This window comes from Gammaproteobacteria bacterium, assembly GCA_040183005.1.
GTDB lineage: Bacteria > Pseudomonadota > Gammaproteobacteria.
Map to the genome: position 1 here is coordinate 25070 of JAMPIW010000005.1, position 19238 is coordinate 44307.

Sequence of the window (19238 nt, forward strand, 5' to 3'; positions counted from 1 at the left end):
TCCAACTGCCGTTTTTAGGATTGTGGTATATTTTAAATGTTAGCCGCAGCAATCAAGGTATGAACCGATGACCGTGTATTCGGTAGACAAACTCATCGCAGAGGCGCGCCGCCTGTCGGCCGAATACCGCAAGGTGACCGGCAGGCCATTGGGCGGTGTGAGCGGCGAAATCGCCGAGCATGATGCTGCGCGTCTGCTGGAGCTGGATTTGTGCGATCCCAAGCCGGGGGGGTATGACGCCATCGGGCGCGGCAGGCGTGCAGGCAAGCGCATCCAGATCAAAGGCCGCGCCATTTTTGACGAAGGCAAGGCGGGCCAGCGCATCGGGCAAATGAAAACCGACCAGGAGTGGGACAGCGTCATGCTGGTGCTGATGGACGAGGATTTCGAGCCTTATGAAATCTATGAGGCGGAGCGCGAAGATATCCTGCAAGCCATTGCCGATTCCGATGCAAGCAAACGCAACAAGCGTGGCGCAATGTCTGTAGCTAAATTCAAGATCATCAGCCAGTTGGTGTGGACGCGTGAAACCGGCGCTGAAGAAGGTGATGCCTGGGATAATCAAGCGGTACGCTAAAATAAAGCCACCTGAATTATTTCATCCCTGTTTTTTGAGGCCATCGGTCCTTGCGCCACACATAAATCAGGAGATTCTCAATGCAATCCCCCGCTGAACTCCTGGGTCCTGATGGCCCGCTAGCAAAGCGTATTTCAGGTTTCGCGCCTCGTGCCGCGCAGCAAGAGATGGCGGAGGCCGTCGCGCAGGCGTTCAACGATTACGGCCTGTTGATCAGCGAGGCAGGTACCGGCACGGGTAAGACCTACGCCTATCTGGTACCCGCGATCCTGTCCGGCAAAAAGGTCATCATTTCCACTGGCACCAAAAATCTTCAGGATCAACTCTTTCACCGTGACTTGCCCGTAGTGCGCAACGCCTTGGGTGTGCCGTTGCGCGCCGCGCTGCTCAAAGGCCGCGCCAACTATTTGTGTTTGCATCGCCTGGAGCTTGCTGATCTGGACGGGCGCGGCCATACGCGCGAGAACCGCGCGATGATGCAACGGATCAAAGAATGGGCAGGACGTACCCGCAGCGGTGATGTCGCCGAGGTAGTGGATGTCCCCGAGGACTCGCCGCTGTGGTTTCAGGTCACCTCCACAGCGGATAACTGCCTGGGCCAGGAATGTCCCGTGTATTCAGATTGCCATATCATGAAGGCGCGGCGTGCGGCACAGGAGGCGGATCTGGTGGTGATTAATCATCATCTGCTGTTTGCCGACATGGCGCTCAAGGATGAAGGCTTCGGCGAGCTGTTGCCGGGCGCGAACGCATTTATTATTGATGAAGCGCACCAGCTCCCCGAGGTGGCATCAAATTTCTTCGGTACCTCATTGAGTAGCCGTCAGATGTTGGAGCTGGCGGACGATACCATCACGGAGCATATGCGCGAAGCGGGCGACATGAGCGAGCTGCCTGAAGCAGCGGACACACTGAAAAAGGCCGCGCTGGATTTGCGTCTGGCACTGGGGCGCGATACGCGCCGTACCGCGTGGCGCGAGGTGGCGGCTCTCCCCGAAGTAACCACAGCCATGCAACAATTACGCGATGCGCTAACATTGCTGCAAAAACGGCTGGAACCGGCGGCGGTGCGCGGCAAAGGGCTGGAGAGTTGTCAGCGCCGCACAGGCGAGTTGTTGGTGCGACTGGATAGCCTGACAGGCGCGGGTCCGGCAAACCACGTCATATGGTTTGAAACCTACACTAAAAGCTTCACCCTCAACAGCACGCCGCTCGATATCGCCGAAATCTTTCGCGCTCGCACGGATGCGAGCAAATGCGCCTGGATCTTTACTTCCGCCACGCTGGCGGTGGGTGGTAGCTTCGAACACTTTGCCTCACGCCTGGGCCTGCACGACGCCGTGACAAAGTGCTGGGACAGCCCCTTCGATTTCTCACGCAATGCCGTATTCTATGCACCCCTGTCCATGCCTGATCCCAATAGCCCAAACTACATCGAGGCGCTGGTGGAGGCCGCTCTGCCGGTGCTTGAGGCCAGCCGTGGACGCGCCTTTCTGCTGTTCACCAGCCACCGCGCCCTGCAAGAGGCGCATGAACGGCTACAGGGCAGAGTAGCCTATCCACTGCTCGTGCAAGGCAGTGCCCCACGCGGCGAGCTGGTGGAACGTTTTCGCGCCATGGGCAACGCCATCCTGCTCGGCACCAGCAGCTTCTGGGAGGGTGTCGACGTGCGCGGCCCGGCGCTATCCTGTGTCATCATCGACAAACTGCCTTTCGCCTCGCCGGGCGATCCCGTCTTGCAAGCCAGGCTTGATGCCTTGCGCGCACAAGGCGGCAATCCCTTTATGGATTACCAGTTGCCGCACGCGGTGATCACCCTCAAACAGGGGGTAGGACGGCTGATTCGCGATGTTAATGATCGAGGGGTGATGATGCTGTGCGACCCACGGCTGTTTTCCAAACCGTATGGGCGTACTTTTATCAATAGTCTGCCGCCGATGATACGCACACGCAAACTGGAAAATGTGCAACGCTTTTTTGAGTTGGAAACACAGAGCGCAGCCCCCATGCCTACAATAGAGGTCGAAAGTGAAACTCAGCAAGATGGAGACAGAAAATCCATGTAAGCAGCACGAAGATAATGAGCCCCTTATCGAGGCGCTCAACCGTGCCTGTTATTGCATCAGCCTGGATCAGGACGCATTGCGCCGTGAGCTGGAGAAAGGCTTCGAACTTCGTGGCTTGTACCGTTCCATTCTAGATAGCCACCCCCATCTGTTTTCTGCCTTGCCTGTTTTTGTATCACGTCAGCACGTCGACGGCATGGTACGGATCATCCATGCCGTCGAATCTGTCGTTGCCATGCCCGCCTATCGTGACAGAGTGATGCAATGGGCGCCTGAGATTGCCCAGTTTGATCCCGGACCTTTGGGCGTATTTTTGAGTTATGATTTCCATCTGGGTATGCGCGGACCGCAACTTATCGAAATCAACACCAATGCTGGTGGCGCTCTGTTGAATACTGTGCTCGCGCGTGCGCAGCGAGCCTGTTGCGAGGACGTGGAAAGCCTCTTCGTGGGGCCGGTTGATTTAGCCCTGCTGGAAGAAAAATTCTTTGCCATGTTCGTGGCGGAGTGGCGGCGTCAACGTGGTGAACAGCCATTGGCTACTCCCGGCATCGCGCCTCATGCGTCGCACACCATCGCGATTGTGGATGACGAACCGCAAGGGCAATATCTCTATCCTGAGTTCTTGCTGTTTCAACAGCTCTTCAAACGGTTTGGCGCGGAGGCTGTGATTGCCGATGCCAAAGACTTGGTTTTTCATGGCGGTAGATTGCACTATAAAACCTTGCCGGTTGATCTGGTATACAACCGGCTTACCGATTTTATGTTGGATAGACCGGAGCACGCGGCATTGCGGGAGAGCTACCTTGATGGTAGCGTTGTGGTCACACCCAGCCCGCGTAGCTATGCACTGTATGCCGACAAACGTAACCTTGCGGTGTTGAGTGATCAGGCGCTACTTCGTTCGTGGGGTGTTGCAGATCACATCATGGCAGTGTTGGAAAACGGTATTCCCCATACGTTTGTGGTTGACCCCGCACAGGCGGATGACCTGTGGAAAGCGCGTCGCGGACTATTCTTCAAGCCCGCGACAGGTTTTGGTGGCAAGGCCGCCTACCGCGGCGATAAACTGACCCGGCGGGTGTGGGACGATATTCTGGCGGGGCAATATATCGCACAGGAGTTGGTCCCGCCGAGCGAGCGAAATATCCAGGATGCGGATGCACCACTGGCACTGAAACTGGATCTGCGCAATTATGTCTATGACGGAAAGGTACAACTGCTGGCCGCGCGGATGTATCAGGGGCAAACCACCAACTTCCGCACGCCGGGCGGAGGCTTTTCGCCAGTTTATTATCCGTTGTGACGGATTCAACCCGTATCCATCAATCAAGAAAGGAGAAAGCATCATGCTGCAATCGCACACCTACGGTTTTGGCAGGATCGTCAACATGAGCGTGGAGCAGGCCGAGGCGCGTGTAACCGAAACCCTCAAGGGCAAGGGCTTCGGTATACTCACGCGCATCGACGTGGCGGCCACGCTCAAGCAAAAACTCGGCACGGACATGCCGCCCTATGTGATCCTGGGAGCCTGCAATCCACCACTTGCTCATCAGGCCATCAGCGCGGAACCTGAGATCGGTCTGTTCTTGCCTTGCAATGTAATTGTTTATCAGGATGCCCAGGGACAGGTGCATATTTCGGCCATGGATCCACAGCCGATGGTCGACATGATCAAAAATCCCCAGCTTGATTCCGTTGCAACGCAAGCGCGCCCCTTGTTGCAAGAGGCATTGGAAGCAGTTTAACAGCAACAACATGCTGTAAGGACGGCGAAGATGGACTCACCGAAGTTTACTCCAGTGCATCCTCCTGGCCGTGACTTGCGACGGCTGGCCCACATCCTCCATGTAATGGTAGAGAAGGGCTGGGGCCATTATGTAGAACGCCTGCGCCTGAAAGGCTATCTGCCCAAGGGCACGGTGGAGCAAGTATCCACCGTGTTGAGCGACGCCCAGCGTTTCCGTCTGGTGCTGGAGGAGCTCGGCACGACGTTTATCAAGTTCGGGCAGATGCTCAGTGTGCGGCGCGATCTGCTGCCGGATGAAGTGCTCCGCGAATTGCAAAAACTGCAAGACACCGTGCCGCAGTTTTCTGCGGAGCAGGCGCGGCGGATTATAGAGGAAGATCTCAGGCAACCCGTATCCCAGCTCTTCACGTCGTTTGACAACGAACCGCTTGCCGCCGCTTCCATCGCCCAGGTACACACCGCAACGTTGCCCGATGGCGCAGAGGTCATCGTCAAGGTGCAACGTCCCGATATCGAGCAGGTCATCCAGGCGGATCTGGAAATCCTCTTCTTCATCGCCAGACTGCTGCATAAGCATGTTGCTGAAAGCCGGCGTTATGATCCCGTCGGCCTGGTAGAGGAGTTCTCGGAAACCATCCTGCTCGAACTGGACTTCCGCCGCGAGGGCCACAATGCGGAACGCTTCCGTGACAACTTCAAGGATGAGAACTCGGTGATCGTGCCAGAGGTATTTTGGGAACTATCCAGCAAACGGGTGTTGACCATGGCACGGAGCATTGGGCACAAGATCAGCACAGAATATCCGTCAGAGGCTTTGGCGCGCCAGCGCTTGGCCGAACTGCTTGTGCATGTTTATCTTGTCCAGTTTTTTGAACATGGCTTTTTTCATGGCGATCCCCATCCGGGAAATCTGTTTATCATGGAGGATGGGCGCCTGTGCTTTCACGACTTCGGCATTGTGGGCCACCTCACAAAACGGGATCGGAGCAATCTTGCGCAACTCTTTCTGGCCCTCGTCACACGTGATGCGGAGTGGATGGCGGATATCTATCTGGATATGGGCGGCGGGGCATCGGACGTAGACCGCGCGGCTTTTGCCAGGGATCTGGGCATAGCCCTGGATGAGTATTATGCCGTGGCTGCGCAAGAGGTTTCCTTCTCCGAAGCCCTGTATCAGTTCATCCGCTTAATGGGTCGTCATCATATTCAGGTGCTCAGGGAGTTGTTGTTGGTCACAAAGGCGTTGATGACCATGGAGTCGGTGGTGCGCTCTCTTGATCCCCGCTTTGACATGATCGCCGCCTTGCAGGCCTACGCGCCGCGCATGATAGGACGGCAATTGCTGCCGGATTTTAATCGGACGGAGATTCTAGGAAAAGGCTACCGCACCTTAAGCACATTACGCATGGCCGTCTCCGGATTTCCCCGCACGCTGGCCAGAGCTGTTCAGCAATTACAGCGGGGCGATTTTGCGCTCAAACTCCGCCACGAGCAACTGGAAGGACTGGAGCAGCATTTGGACCGTGCCAGCAACCGCCTGAGCCTGAGCATGATCATCGCCTCCATTGTGGTGGGTTCATCGATAGTGATGAGTACAGATGTCGGCCCGCATTATGGGGATGTCCCGTTATTGGGCCTGTTCGGATACCTGGTGGCGAGCTTTCTCGGCTTATGGTGGGTGGTGGCGATGCTGCGTTCAGGGAAATTCTGAGCTGTCGCCAGCGGTGTAACTTTTTTAGGTTTAACCTGGGGTATCGGCTGATATGCTGTGGCTGGCCGTCAAAACACACTTTCACAAGAAGGTGAGGCCGATCATAACCTTGATCGGGATCACCACTCCACTGTGCTGACCCTCATGGAGACAAGCATCTATCTGGTGGTGATGGGTGATGCCACCGCTGTTATTCGCAATACCGATGCCGACATTTGGATTGCCTCAAAGAACATCCAGTCCTTTGATTTTGCCCTGCCGTTTCCCGAGCACAGAATCAATCAGGTGCGCGCGCTCCCCGATGTTTTGTGGGCGCAAAAGCTCTTCCTTTCCTGGGGTTTTCTGAAATTGGCCAACGGCGGCACTATCGTTTTCTGTATGCGTATATTGTATGCGCGCAATGACTGCGCCACAAGCGCCGTACCTTGCTTGGCTGGGCAGGCGTGCCGATCAGAAGTTGAGCGTGCCAACTAATTGGGCAGCAACTCGTCGGGATTGACGGAGCTTCCAGATAGGTTCACAAATATAAACCCAAAGCTGATTAGGTTTCTAGAAAGTAACCCGGATGACAAACCGGGAACACCGTATCGGCTCAGTACGGCGGTTGCTCTACTTGCTTTGCCGGGCGCTCTTAACAAGCTCACGACAAAATTTTTATGTCGGAAATTTTTACACCCTCGCAAGTCCTATTTCTCCTCCCTTTCAGGGGGAAATTCTGGGGCAACTGAATATATAATATTTACATTTAAATCATTAACTTAAACTTAATATTCCACCAAAAAATCCTTTCACACCGCTTCGCCATCAATAACTTCTTCAGAATATTTCTTTTCTTGGCCCTCAAAAACCACATAAACTGTCGGAAATATTTACACCCCGCAATCTCCCTTTAAATGGAAAATCCCGGGGCAACTTATTCTGTATGTTGTATATTTAAATCAATATGTTGAAATTATTATTTCACAAAACAATCCTTTCTCACCCTCTGCTAATAGAAGAATTTCTGTAGAACCTTTCATTTTTTGGCTCCCAAATACCCTATAAACTGTCGGTAAAATTTACAATCCTCACGATTTTTTTTCAAAATTTTTGACAATTTTTACTAACATATTGATTTTTTAATTAATAATAAATATGGCTCAGGTTGTGCATAGTTATATGCAACAACAATAAAAACCCATGTATCAAGGAATGTGTAACGGATTTTCACAACAGAAGTAGATGGTACGGACGACCCAAAGGAGGGTTTTTTATGAACACTTTAAGATGCTTCAACAAAAAGTTGCTTGTGGCCGCCACCGCCTCGGTGGTATTGGGAATGGGGATGGTGGGGAATGCCAGTGCAGGTGCCTATGCGCTCGCCTATGATGACGTCAGAAACTTCCTTATCACCGGCATCCCTGGGTTTAACTCTGTGGCAACCACGTCCAACACTGCGGCATTGCACATTCCCCCTGGCGGCCCTGGCCTCCCTGGCGAAGAAGCCCACACGGATCCTCTGGACGCGCTTCAGTCATACACCACAGGCACCATGGCGGCGCAGCCGCAGCGCCCTCCGGAAAATACCTTCGCGCCGTTGGGCATGGCCCCACTTGGTTATGACCGAAGCGACGCCTGGATCATAAACCCAGACGTATTGACGCCACCCGGCGGCCGGGCGATAAATATCGCTGAAGGCTGGATCCCTGATCCCGTTGCCGCCACCATCACCTCGACCGCGTTCGCCAACAACTTGCTGAGCGGTCAGTTTACGCTTGGGCAAAGTACCGACATAGTGATCGCTTTCGAAGCAGACGCTTACATGAATACGGTGCTTCTCCCGAGCAGCTTGCCCGGTTCGTTCGCCCTGGCTGGCCTGGACTTTAATATAACAATTTCCGATCTCGTGGGCAATGTTATACATGAATACGTACCAGGGGATCTCAATCATGGCATCTCCTCGCTGGTAGCGGGCCAGGTGTCTGAATGGGACCCCACAGGTGATGGCATCGGCGGCGCCTATAACTCCTACAACGATGCTTTCACTTTGGCCGCTGGCACCTACAACATCGACATCCGGATGGGCGAAAGGGAAAGCATAAAACAAGTCCCCGAACCCGGCACAGTATTTCTGTTAGGCGGTGGTTTGGCGGGACTTGCGGTTGCCGCACGTCGGCGCACTGCCGCCAAGGCATAATAACAACCCAATCATCGGGTTCTTTCAGCCGGGGGCGGGAAACCGCCCCCGGTTTTTTTGTGCCGGCACCCTACCCAGATCTTTCGCACCAAGACAATACCTGCTCTGACTCCATTTCTATAGTGGAGTCGTAGGGTGCGTCCTACGCACCACAATCATTGGTGCGTAGGACGCACCCTACATAACCTTACGGCATGCAAAAAAACTGCAGCGCCGCGAGATCCCCCTCCAGCACTGCTTTCGCCTTGGGGGCATTCTGCTTCAGCCGCCAGATCCACTGATGCGCCTCTTGCAGATGGCGGGCATAGAGACTACGCCTGACATCGGCAGCCAGCGCGGAGCTGCCCTGCGGCACCGCCCGCAGGGCGTCGTTCAGGGAAAACTGTTCCTGCATGCCGGGGTCGCGTTCATGTATCCATGCGCCGCTGCGCAGGTCAAACGCGTACAGCGAGGTAAACAGATGGCCATGCTGCCCGATAAAATCCACGGCATCGATCACATACTCGGCCTCCAGGTCGTCCATCACGTAGTGGAAGCCCAATCGGCACCAGCCTGGCTTGATGCCAAAATAACCCTCGCGTACCGATTGCCGGTAGCGCTCCGAGGTCTCGCTGTCGATATCCAGCAGGCGATGCCCGTAAGGCCCGGCACAGGAGCAGCCGGCGCGCGACTGGATGCCAAAAAGGTCGTTGAGTAGCGTGGTGACCAGTTTGGGATGCAGGTAACGGCCCTCCCCGTCTCTGACGTTAAAGGAAACAATCGCCAGGCGGCGCGCCGGGTCCGGATTGCCGAGAATCTCGATGTTGGGGTTGACCTTCCATTTTACGCAGGCACGCTGAAGCAGCGCTTGCTCGCGGACTTCGATCCGCTCCACTGTCACGGCCTGCTTCACCTGAAAGGCCAGCGCTGCCTTCATGGTCTGCAGGGCGCCTGGGGTGCCGGCCTTCTCGCGTTGTTCAATATCCTGAGTGAAGTCATGCTCCTCATAGCCCACGTAGTCCACCGTCCCGCCGCCTCCGACGCTGGGTGCCAGGTGGCGCTGATAGATCCGCTCGTTGAATATCAGCACACCACTCGAACCGGGACCGCCCAGGAACTTGTGGGGCGAGATAAAAACCGCATCCAGAGACGGATCGCCGCCATCGGGGCCATGAGGCGGGTTCATATCGATATCCACATAGGGTCCGCTCGCCGCGAAGTCGAAGCAGGCCAAAGCGCCGTGGCGATGCAGCAGGCGCGCAATCTCGTGTACAGACGAGATCATACCCGTGACATTAGAGGCGGCGGAAAATGAGCCGATACGCAGCCGGCCCTGGTAGGCAGGCTCTTGCAGCAGCGCCTCCAGATGCGCAAGATCGATACTGCCATCGGCAGCCATCTGAACCTTCACCACCGTAGCCAGACCCTCGCGCCAGGTGACCTCATTGGAGTGATGTTCGTAGGGGCCTACGAAGACCACGGGGGAGCACGCCTTCACAAAATAGGTAACGGCATCCACTTCATCGGCGCCGAGCCAGTCCCCGAGAATGCCAAACAACATCTGACGGGTGGCAGGCGGACAGGCTATTCCCACCAGTTGCTGGAACTTGTCGATGGCGCCGGTAGAACCGGTGCCGCAGGCGATGATACGGCCCTGCGGCCCCGCATTGACCGCATCCTTGATGATCTGCTCCGCCTCGTGCAGGCGTTGCGTCATGCGCCGCCCAGTGATGTCATCCTCAGTGTGCGTGTTGGCGTAGCTGCGCTGCAGCTGTATCAGGTAGTTTTCTATGAAGTGGAGGCTGCGGCCGGAGGCGGTGTAGTCGCAATACACCATCAGGCGCTCGCCAAAGGGGGTCTGGAAGGGGGCGTCTATCCCCACAACCTGCGTGCGCAGAAAAGCAAAATCCAGCGGGGGAATATTCATCGAATCGATAACTCCTTGCATATGGCAGTGAGGAAGCCCCCTAAGGACTCCGCCCAGGAACTCACACTTCCTTACCTGCTTTAACCATCCAGGGTATTTATAAATTATTATCCAACATTATCACTATAAATAACAAGGTCAATAAAGGCGCGCCCAGAAACCAGGTCGTCTTTCAACAGGCGGGATTAGAGGTGTTATTGGCATTAGTGGGAGAAACTTTAGGGAGGCTGGCTCATAAGCCAAAGGGCACAAAAAGTACGCGGTTTGTGCCATAACACAGCAGATGTGGCACCAGGTGTTCGGCCGCACCGATGCCTGGCAGCATCCGGGCCGCCAGACCTTTTCCCAATCCTTCTCGACGATATTCCGAATCGCGCGGCGTTTTTATGAGGGGCGCGCTCAAAAACCAAGTGCAACATTTTTAGGGGGGCGGAAAGGGTGGCAAAAGCTGGCACCAAGGAACCGAAATAACCACCTATTAAGTGCCTTCCTTCATCTCACAGATTCATCAACTTATCGAAGAGCACCCTCTCGTATTTGCAGCATGGTTGGGGATGGTATTATTAGTTTCGGCCGCTTTTGTGTACAAAGGCATGCAGCGTCGCGCCACAACCCACATGAGTCCGGAGACAGAACCGCCCATGAATGCCAGCCAAAACGCCCCTCTGATCCGCTCACTGCAAAACCCAGCACTATATGACCATCCGGCACAATGTTTCGAGGTCATCGAAACGCACATCTCCTGGGTAATACTGACCGGCCCCTATGCCTATAAGATTAAAAAGCCGGTAGACCTGGGATTCCTCGACTTCTCCACTCTGGAAAAACGCCGCTATTACTGCGAAGAGGAGCTGCGTCTCAACCGGCGCCTCGCACCGCAGCTTTATATCGGGCTTGCCGCTATCACGGGCAGCCCTGCCAAGCCCGCCTTAAATGGCGCGGGGCCACCCTTCGAGTATGCGGTCAAAATGGCGCAGTTCCCGCAAGAGGCGCAGCTCGACCGTGTCATGACCCACGGCGGACTCCGGCCCGTACATATCGACAGCCTTGCGCAACTCATTGCCGGATTCCATCAACGCATTGCCATTGCCGGACAAGACACCCCCTACGGTAGCCCCACGAATGTCTATCAGCCGGTGGAGGAAAATTTCTTACATATACGGCCACATCTCACCGAACCCGCCAGCATTGAACAACTCGAACGCCTACACACCTGGAGCGAGACCGAAAATACCCGCCTTCTGCCCTTGTTGCAGCAGCGCAAGGCGGACGGCTTTATCCGTGAATGCCACGGCGACATGCACCTGGCCAATATGGCGTTGCTGGATGACCAGATAACCATCTTCGATTGCCTGGAATTCAACGAAAACCTGCGCTGGATAGATGTGATGAGCGAGGCGGCCTTTCTGATGATGGACCTCGACAACCGCGGCGCGAGCACGCTGGGGTGGCGCTTCCTCAATGCCTATCTCGCCGCCAACGGCGATTACCCGGGGTTGCACCTGCTGCGCTACTATCTGGTCTACCGCGCCCTGGTCCGCGCCAAGGTGGCATGCATCCGGCTCGGGCAAGCCAGTCTGAGCGAAGAGGAAAGACGCGCTGCCCGCCTGCAATACCAGCGCTATGCTGGTTTGGCCGAAAGCTACACGCAACCCCGTGCGACGCCGCTAATCATCACCCACGGCCCGTCCGGCTCCGGCAAGACTACCCATACCCAGCGGCTGCTCGAAACATTGGGCGCCATCCGCGTGCGTTCTGATGTGGAGCGCAAACGCCTGTTCGGCCTTAACCCGGAAGCGCGCACGGCTGCCGGCATCGGCACCAGCCTGTACACAGCCGATACCAGCCACCGCACCTATCAATACCTCGCCGGCCTGGCGCGCACCATCATCGAATCCGGCTATCCGGCGATTATCGACGCCGCCTTTCTCAAACGCGCGCAACGCGACATGTTTCACGAGCTCGCCGCGCACTTAGGCGTACCCTTGGTAATCCTCAACTACCACGCGCCCGAAGCCGTGCTGCGCGCGCGCATCACCCAGCGGGCGCAAGAAGGCCATGACGCATCGGAGGCGGATATCAAGGTGTTCGAACACCAACTCGCCACTTTCGAACCCATTACGCCGGAAGAATCGGCCCATGCGCTGAGTATTCACAGCGAACATCCGCCCGAGCCGGAAAAAATCCGGGAGTTTATTGAAATCCGGGGTAAAATAAGCCACTGAGAACCGTACAAAAACCCCAACCTTGTCATCGCATTGTGTCGCAAGTACTATGACATCTTTTGCAGTCGCGGAGATTTCCCATGTTTCACGGTAGTATGGTGGCCTTGGTCACCCCCATGCACGCGGACGGCTCGCTGGATCACAACAGCTTGGCCAGTCTCATCGAATTTCACGTCGAGAACGGTACTGACGCCATCGTCGCAGTCGGCACGACGGGCGAATCAGCCACGCTCGACATGAAAGAGCATAGTGACCTGCTGCGCGAGATAGTTGACCGGGTGCGCGGGCGCATACCGGTAATCGCCGGCACCGGTGCCAATTGCACCCGCGAGGCCATCGAACTGACACGTTGCGCGATGGAAGCCGGGGCCGACGCCTGCCTGCTGGTGACCCCGTATTACAACAAGCCCACCCAAGAGGGACTTTATCTGCACCACAAGGCGATTGCCGGCGCCGTGCCCATCCCGCAAATACTCTATAATGTACCGGGACGCACCGCATGTGACATGCTGCCGGAGACGGTGGAGCGCCTATCCAGCATTTCCAACATCGTCGGCATCAAGGAGGCAACTGGCAATCTGGAACGCGGGCGGGAGATTCTTGAGCGCTGCGGCGGCCGCCTTGACCTCTACTCGGGCGACGATGCCACCGCCATGGAGCTGATATTAATGGGAGCCAAGGGCGACATCTCGGTGACGGCCAACGTGGCGCCCCGGGCCATGCACGAAATGTGCGCCGCCGCGCTTCGGGGCGACCGTGAACAGGCACACGCCATCAACCACCGTCTCATGGCCCTGCACCGGGATTTGTTCGTCGAGTCCAACCCCATTCCCGTGAAATGGGCATTGTATGAAATGGGGCTGATACCACCCGGCATCCGCCTGCCATTGACTGTGCTCTCGGAACGCCACCATAACACCGTCAGAGCCGCCTTGCGCGAAGCCGGCGTGCTATAATTTTCGGCATCAGGAATCGGCAAGGGAATACCCTCCGCAGCAAAAACCACAGGATCACCGAAAATATGCCGTTTATCCATCGCGTGCTCAGGGCTGGTGCAATTGCATCGTGTGTCGTGGCAATTTCAGCATGCAGCATGGTTTCCAGCAAGGAAGCCGAATACAAAAAGAGCACATCGCTACCTTCTCTGGAAGTACCACCGGACCTTATTGCTCCGGCGATAGATGACAACGCCATCATCCCGGGCCGCACATCAGGTGGCATAGCGGCGCCTTCTCCGCCTTCTCCATTGAACAGTGCGCCCATCGCGCCTCAAGAAACACGTGCAGACAAGCTGCTCGCTCCAACGTCGGGCAATATCCGTGTCGAGCGTGACGGCAGCCTGCGCTGGCTGGTCATCAAGGAAGACCCTGCCCAGCTATGGCCGAAAGTGCGCAGTTTCCTGGCGGAAAGCGGTTTTGCCATAACAAAAGAAGAACCGCGCCTGGGCATCCTGGACACCGACTGGGTGGAAAACCGCCCCGGCACCGGAAAAGGCGGACCGAGTTCCTTCTTGCGCAAGTCGCTTGATTTTCTGCATTCATCTTCCACGCGCGACACGTTCCGCGTGCGCCTGGAGTCCGGCGCGACACCCGGCACTACCGAACTCTACCTGAGTCACCGTGGCATGGTGCAGGTAGTAAAAGGCGACTCGGTGAACTGGCTGCCCCGCCCGTCCGACCCTGAACTGGAGGCCGAGATGCTCAAGCGCCTGGCGCTGAATTTAGGCACGGGTGAAACCAAGGCCCAAGAGATCAAAAACGAGCTGACCGGCCAACCCGCGCCGCGCGCCACCCTGGCCAACGACACGCAGGGCCAACTCACACTGACCCTGCAAGAGGAATACGCCAACGCCTGGCGCCGCACCGGCCAAGCACTCGATCATATGGGTCTCAAGGTAGAAGACCAGGACCGCGCCAAAGGCATCTATCAGGTGCGTTTCAGTGGCACTGTTGCCCAGGACGGAGAAAAGCAGGGACTCTTCTCCAAGCTGTTCTCCTCGGACTCGGACGACAAAAAAACAGGCGTTTCATATCAGATCAATCTGGTAAGCCAGGGGGACAAGGAAACGCGCATTATCGCGCTGGACATGGCAGGCGGCCGCGACAACTCGCCCATGGCGCAGCGCCTCCTGACGCTGCTGCATGAACAACTGAAATAAGGTTCGTGCGTTTCGCATCCCTCGGTAGCGGCAGCCAGGGCAACGGCGCCCTGGTGGAAAAGGGCGGCACGTGCATCCTTGTCGACTGCGGCTTTTCCGTCGCAGAAACAGAGCAGCGCCTGGCACGGCTAGGCAGACGGCCCGAGAACATCAGCGCCATAGTGATCACCCACGAACACGGTGACCACGTGAGCGGCGTGGGTCCCCTGGTCAAGAAATACGGATTGCAGGTATGGGCCACCGCCGGAACCGCCCAACATAAGTGGCTGCGCAACCTGCCGGGATTGCACCGTTTCAGCAGCTATAAACCCTTTGAAATAGGCGACCTGCAGGTGCAACCCTTTCTCGTACCGCATGACGCGCGCGAACCTACGCACTTCGTCTTTAGCGACGGTGCGCGCCGTCTTGGCATGTTGACGGATATCGGCCGCAGCATGCCGCACATCGAGCAACAGTTGACCGGCTGCGACGCACTGATGCTGGAAAGCAATTACGACGTAGATATGCTTGCGAATGGCGAATACTCAAAAAAACTGAAGCAGCGCGTCGGCGGCCCCTATGGGCATCTGAGCAATATACAAGCCGCAGAGTTGCTGGCGCAACTGGATTGCTCGCGGCTACAACACCTGGTAGCAGCGCACCTGAGCGCAAAAAATAATACGCCCGACCTGGCGCGCGCGGCACTCTCGAAAGTGATGGGTTGCGAACCGGACTGGATAGCCATCGCGGAACAGGACAAAGGTCTGGCGTGGCGCGAGATTTTGTGAATTCCAAACCTGTATTTTTTCAAATTTGTGAGAACGTGCAATGCAAAAACTAGCTGAACTCTATTCCGGCAAAGCCAAAACAGTTTATGCCACCGATGACGCGGATCGAGTGATCATGCACTTTCGTGATGACACATCAGCCTTTGATGGACAGAAAATCGTCCAACTGGCGCGCAAGGGCATGGTCAACAACAAATTCAATGCCTTTATCATGGGCAAACTGGCGGAAGCGGGTGTGCCCACGCATTTCGATTGCCTGCTGTCCGACAACGAATCCCTGGTCAAAAAGATGGAGATGATCCCCATCGAATGCGTTGTGCGCAACATCGCCGCAGGGAGCCTTTGCAAGCGGCTGGGCATCCCCGAAGGCACAGAACTGTCACCAGCAACGCTCGAATTCTTCCTCAAAAACGACGCCCTGCATGACCCGATGATCAACGAATACCATATCAGAGCCTTCAACTGGGCAACGGATGCTGAAGTCGAGCGCATGAAAGACCTTACCTTCCGCGCCAACTATGTCCTCAAAACTATCTTTCTGGAAGCGGACATTCTGCTGGTGGATTACAAGCTGGAATTCGGCCGTTTTCATGGCGAGATAGTGCTAGGCGACGAATTCAGCCCCGACGGCTGCCGCTTGTGGGACGCCGCAACTCGCAAAAAACTCGACAAGGACCGCTTCCGCCAGGATCTGGGCAATGTCATCGAAGCCTACGAAGAAGTCGCCCGGCGGTTGGGCGTGGATTTGACATCATTGCCACACCCGTAACCACCCCGCATTTCGTAACATCCGCTGTAGGAGCGGCCCCTTCGCGAACCCGCTCCTACAGCCACCCCACTAACAAATCAAAACTGCACATCCGCCATCAGCCAAAACTTGTCGATGTCTTTGGCCAGGGTTGACGTGTTGCGCGCCACATTGGTTGCGTTGGCATCAGCGCTATAGGCGGCATATTTGGCGGTAAGCACTAATGACTTGTTGATCTTCTTCGCCGCCTGCAGATTCCATTCGGAGCCATAGTCGTAACCAAGATTATCGGAAGAATACTTGCGATAAACAGCCGTCAGGTTGACGCCGCCGAGAATTGTGCCGGCGCTCAGGAAGGTATCTTTAATCCCATCGTTTGGTGTGGCCAGAAACTTGTCCGCCCAACCGTTAAAGGCATGCAGCGTGGCCAAGGGAGTAGCAAACCCGTAGGTGCCGTTACCGCTCAACACTTCGTGACCAAGTTTGACCTGCACATCGCTGACATCGACACCCGCCATCAGGTTGGTGTAATCACCGTCCACCGTGCTCGCACCACCCGCGTACTTGCTTTGTTTGGCATATTCCGCAGTGTATAAAAATTTCACTCCCATTGACTCAGGCTTGTAGCCGCCATCAAACCGCAATCCGAGGGTTTTGTTGGATAGCGTGTTGGAAATGGTCTGTACCTTGTCGTAATCCAGAAAATAGCCATAGCCCACGATTGATACCGGTGCAAATCCCTTATAGGCAATATTCAGCAGTTCACTCGACATATTAAGATCACGCTGCGGACTGTTTTCCCCGAAAATGCGCCTGACATTCATGACATGCCCATAAAATATCGTGGTATCCGGCAGCGAATTATTGGTTACCGTGAAGGCATCAAAGGCTTGAGCATTCTGGCGCCACTCCACCGTGCCGATGAAACGCTGATTATCGAGATTGATACCTTGGCGGCCATACTTGAAAACGGTGTCAGGCAATCCTTTATAGCTTAAAAAGGCCTGCTGCACCTGCGCACTCTCGGGATCAGCAACAGTCGGGTATTGTGTCCGGCCGTTTACCGTGCTGTTATAGTGTTCACTGCCTACCACACGCACATCCTGAAGTTGTATGAACCCCGCCAAATTCAGGTAATCGCCCGTCATATAGCCTAGCCGCGTGCGCAGTGTCGACGCTCCCGCCTGTTCGGTCTTGGTCGCATCATCCACCCATTCATAACGATAACGGAGTTGCCCGGAAACCTTGCCAGTGCTTAGCGCCTCGACCAGCGTATCTGCGGCATAAGCCACCGGCATGGATGCGGCCATACCTCCAACTGTCAGAGCGACGAAAAGAGAAGGATTAAACAGCGTGTTGGAAATACCTTTTTTCATGATTTATACCCCAGGTTATAACTAATAATTTAAAAAATAATCAAGCCGCTTCTTTCTTGTGCCGAGCATACAAGAACTTCAACACCTCACCGCGCAGGTGAACATAACGCGCGTCCTCGGCCAACGACAGGCGATCGCGCGGACGCGGGAGATTGACCTCCAATATCTCGCCTATCGTTGCCGCCGGGCCGTTAGTCATCATGACGATGCGGTCGGATAACAGCACCGCCTCATCCACGTCATGCGTCACCATAATGGCTGTGCTACCCAATGCCGCGACAATACGCATCAGCTCATCCTGGAGATGGGCACGCGTAAGCGCATCCAGCGCACCAAAAGGCTCATCAAGCAGCAACACCTTGGGCTGCATGGAGAGCGCCCGTGCAATGCCGACACGCTGTTTCATGCCACCCGAGATCTCATGCGGCAGCTTATACATGGCGTGCCCCAGGCCAACCAACTCCAATGCCTCCTTTGTGCGTTTCTTCAGGCTCGCCTTATCCTCCTTACGGCCAAACACGCGCTCCACTGCAAGATGGACATTGTCAAAACAGGTCAGCCAAGGAAGCAAAGAATGATTTTGAAATACCACGGCACGATCCGGGCCGGGACCTGCAATCTCACGGCCTGCGCAAAACAAGGCCCCGCCGGTGGCATCTATCAATCCTGCCACCAGGTTAAGCAATGTTGATTTTCCGCAACCTGAATGCCCAATGATGGAAATGAACTCACCCTGATCAACACCCAAATCGACATCCTTTAGTGCAACGAATTTTCCTTTTTTTGTTTCAAAAGCCATTTGCACTTTTTCTACCTGAACATATTTATTCATGATTAGGTTTCCTAATATTACAAAGGATCAATATTCAAACCGTTTTGCTACAAGCAAAAGCGCCTGCTCAAGAAGCAAACCTATGATGCCAACCACGAAAATGGCTATGATGATGTGCTCGACATTGAGGTTGTTCCATTCGTCCCACACCCAGAAGCCTATCCCCACGCCGCCGGTCAGCATCTCCGCCGCGACAATCACCAGCCAGGCCACACCTATCGCCAGACGGACGCCGGTCATCATGTACGGCAATACTGCAGGAAATAGGATCTTGGTGAAGATCTTCCACTCTGACAGATTCAGAACACGCGCCACGTTCATGTAGTCTTGTGGAACCTTGCTCACACCCACTGCGGTATTGATGATCATCGGCCAGATGCTGGAGATGAAAATCACCCAAATGGCAGCGGGCTGCGCTTCTTTAAACACCAGCAGACCGATAGGTAGCCACGCCAACGGAGATACTGGACGCAGCAAGCTGATAATGGGAGACGCCATGCCACTGAAAAAGGCGAAACGCCCGATCATGAAACCCAGCGGAATACCAATCAATGCCGCCAAGCCAAAGCCCATACCGACACGCTCCAGGGAATTTAGAATATTCCAGCCGATCCCCTTGTCATTCGGACCATTGTCATAGAATGGATCGCTGAACAACTCAACTGCCGAGGCCCAGGTCTTGATAGGGCCAGGAAGGTTTTCACTGCGCTGCGCGATTAACTCCCAGAGCATCATGAACAGCATCACTCCGAGTATCGGCGGCAGGATACGCTTTACAAAAAACTCCAACCCTGCCTTGATATTTATCAAATTAGATTTGACCTCCGCGACTACGGGCTTTTCCGTAGCCACAGGCTCATGTGTTGCCTTCTGCGCCGCAATCTCCCCAGCGGCGGGAGACAAAGCCTCACCTGTTCGAACCTGCTTGATGCTTACTACAGTCATG

At 55.4% G+C, this 19238-nt stretch carries 16 protein-coding genes; 12 read left to right on the forward strand and 4 right to left on the reverse strand.

Going from position 1 to position 19238, the window contains the following annotated elements:
• Positions 1-67: 67 nt before the first annotated feature.
• The 7 genes from M3A44_05380 (at position 68) to M3A44_05410 (ending at position 8280) form a co-directional block, all read left to right on the forward strand.
• Positions 68-577: a hypothetical protein gene (locus tag M3A44_05380; GenBank protein ID MEQ6341086.1), complete on the forward strand. Its 510-nt coding sequence runs from the start codon at positions 68-70 to the stop codon at positions 575-577.
• A gap of 80 nt (positions 578-657) precedes the next feature.
• On the forward strand, positions 658-2643 hold the full coding sequence (locus M3A44_05385) for an ATP-dependent DNA helicase (protein ID MEQ6341087.1): 1986 nt from the start codon (positions 658-660) through the stop codon (positions 2641-2643).
• Positions 2606-3949 carry a hypothetical protein gene (locus M3A44_05390; GenBank protein ID MEQ6341088.1) on the forward strand — a complete coding sequence of 448 codons (1344 nt, stop codon included), beginning with the start codon at positions 2606-2608 and terminating at the stop codon, positions 3947-3949. Before M3A44_05385 ends, M3A44_05390 begins: the two co-directional genes overlap by 38 nt.
• 43 nt (positions 3950-3992) lie before the next feature.
• On the forward strand, positions 3993-4391 hold the full coding sequence (locus M3A44_05395; protein ID MEQ6341089.1) for a DUF302 domain-containing protein: 399 nt from the start codon (positions 3993-3995) through the stop codon (positions 4389-4391).
• Between the two features lie 30 nt (positions 4392-4421).
• Positions 4422-6104 (forward strand): AarF/ABC1/UbiB kinase family protein, encoded by a 1683-nt coding sequence (locus M3A44_05400; GenBank protein MEQ6341090.1) that lies wholly within the window; start codon positions 4422-4424, stop codon positions 6102-6104.
• Positions 6105-6161: 57 nt separating this feature from the next.
• A complete protein-coding gene (locus tag M3A44_05405; GenBank protein ID MEQ6341091.1) occupies positions 6162-6578 on the forward strand; it encodes a hypothetical protein in 417 nt (138 codons plus the stop codon).
• A gap of 778 nt (positions 6579-7356) precedes the next feature.
• Positions 7357-8280: a PEP-CTERM sorting domain-containing protein gene (locus tag M3A44_05410; protein MEQ6341092.1), complete on the forward strand. Its 924-nt coding sequence runs from the start codon at positions 7357-7359 to the stop codon at positions 8278-8280.
• Between the two features lie 187 nt (positions 8281-8467).
• Here M3A44_05410 and M3A44_05415 read toward each other — a convergent pair whose 3' ends face one another.
• The gene (locus tag M3A44_05415) at positions 8468-10186 is read right to left on the reverse strand and encodes an aminotransferase class V-fold PLP-dependent enzyme (GenBank protein ID MEQ6341093.1); all 1719 of its coding nucleotides are present in this window, start codon (positions 10184-10186) and stop codon (positions 8468-8470) included.
• A 641-nt stretch (positions 10187-10827) separates the two neighbouring features.
• Here M3A44_05415 and M3A44_05420 point away from each other — a divergent pair.
• The 5 genes from M3A44_05420 to M3A44_05440 all read left to right on the forward strand — a co-directional run bounded on the left by M3A44_05420 (position 10828) and on the right by M3A44_05440 (position 16105).
• Entirely contained in the window at positions 10828-12411 is a 1584-nt protein-coding gene (locus tag M3A44_05420) for an AAA family ATPase (GenBank protein MEQ6341094.1), read from the forward strand.
• A gap of 80 nt (positions 12412-12491) precedes the next feature.
• Complete coding sequence (dapA, locus tag M3A44_05425; protein ID MEQ6341095.1) at positions 12492-13367, forward strand: 4-hydroxy-tetrahydrodipicolinate synthase; 876 nt, start codon at positions 12492-12494, stop codon at positions 13365-13367.
• 65 nt (positions 13368-13432) lie between these two features.
• Positions 13433-14569 carry an outer membrane protein assembly factor BamC gene (gene bamC, locus M3A44_05430; GenBank protein MEQ6341096.1) on the forward strand — a complete coding sequence of 379 codons (1137 nt, stop codon included), beginning with the start codon at positions 13433-13435 and terminating at the stop codon, positions 14567-14569.
• Between the two features lie 5 nt (positions 14570-14574).
• Complete coding sequence (locus M3A44_05435; protein MEQ6341097.1) at positions 14575-15336, forward strand: MBL fold metallo-hydrolase; 762 nt, start codon at positions 14575-14577, stop codon at positions 15334-15336.
• 40 nt (positions 15337-15376) lie between these two features.
• Positions 15377-16105: a phosphoribosylaminoimidazolesuccinocarboxamide synthase gene (locus M3A44_05440; protein ID MEQ6341098.1), complete on the forward strand. Its 729-nt coding sequence runs from the start codon at positions 15377-15379 to the stop codon at positions 16103-16105.
• Positions 16106-16182: 77 nt separating this feature from the next.
• Here M3A44_05440 and M3A44_05445 read toward each other — a convergent pair whose 3' ends face one another.
• From M3A44_05445 to ntrB, 3 genes are read right to left on the reverse strand one after another with little or no spacing between them, the layout of a single operon-like run.
• Complete coding sequence (locus tag M3A44_05445; GenBank protein MEQ6341099.1) at positions 16183-17460, reverse strand: alginate export family protein; 1278 nt, start codon at positions 17458-17460, stop codon at positions 16183-16185.
• Between the two features lie 40 nt (positions 17461-17500).
• Entirely contained in the window at positions 17501-18292 is a 792-nt protein-coding gene (locus tag M3A44_05450; protein MEQ6341100.1) for an ABC transporter ATP-binding protein, read from the reverse strand.
• Positions 18293-18319: 27 nt separating this feature from the next.
• Positions 18320-19237: a nitrate ABC transporter permease gene (gene ntrB / locus M3A44_05455; protein MEQ6341101.1), complete on the reverse strand. Its 918-nt coding sequence runs from the start codon at positions 19235-19237 to the stop codon at positions 18320-18322.
• Between the last annotated feature and the right edge of the window lies 1 nt (position 19238).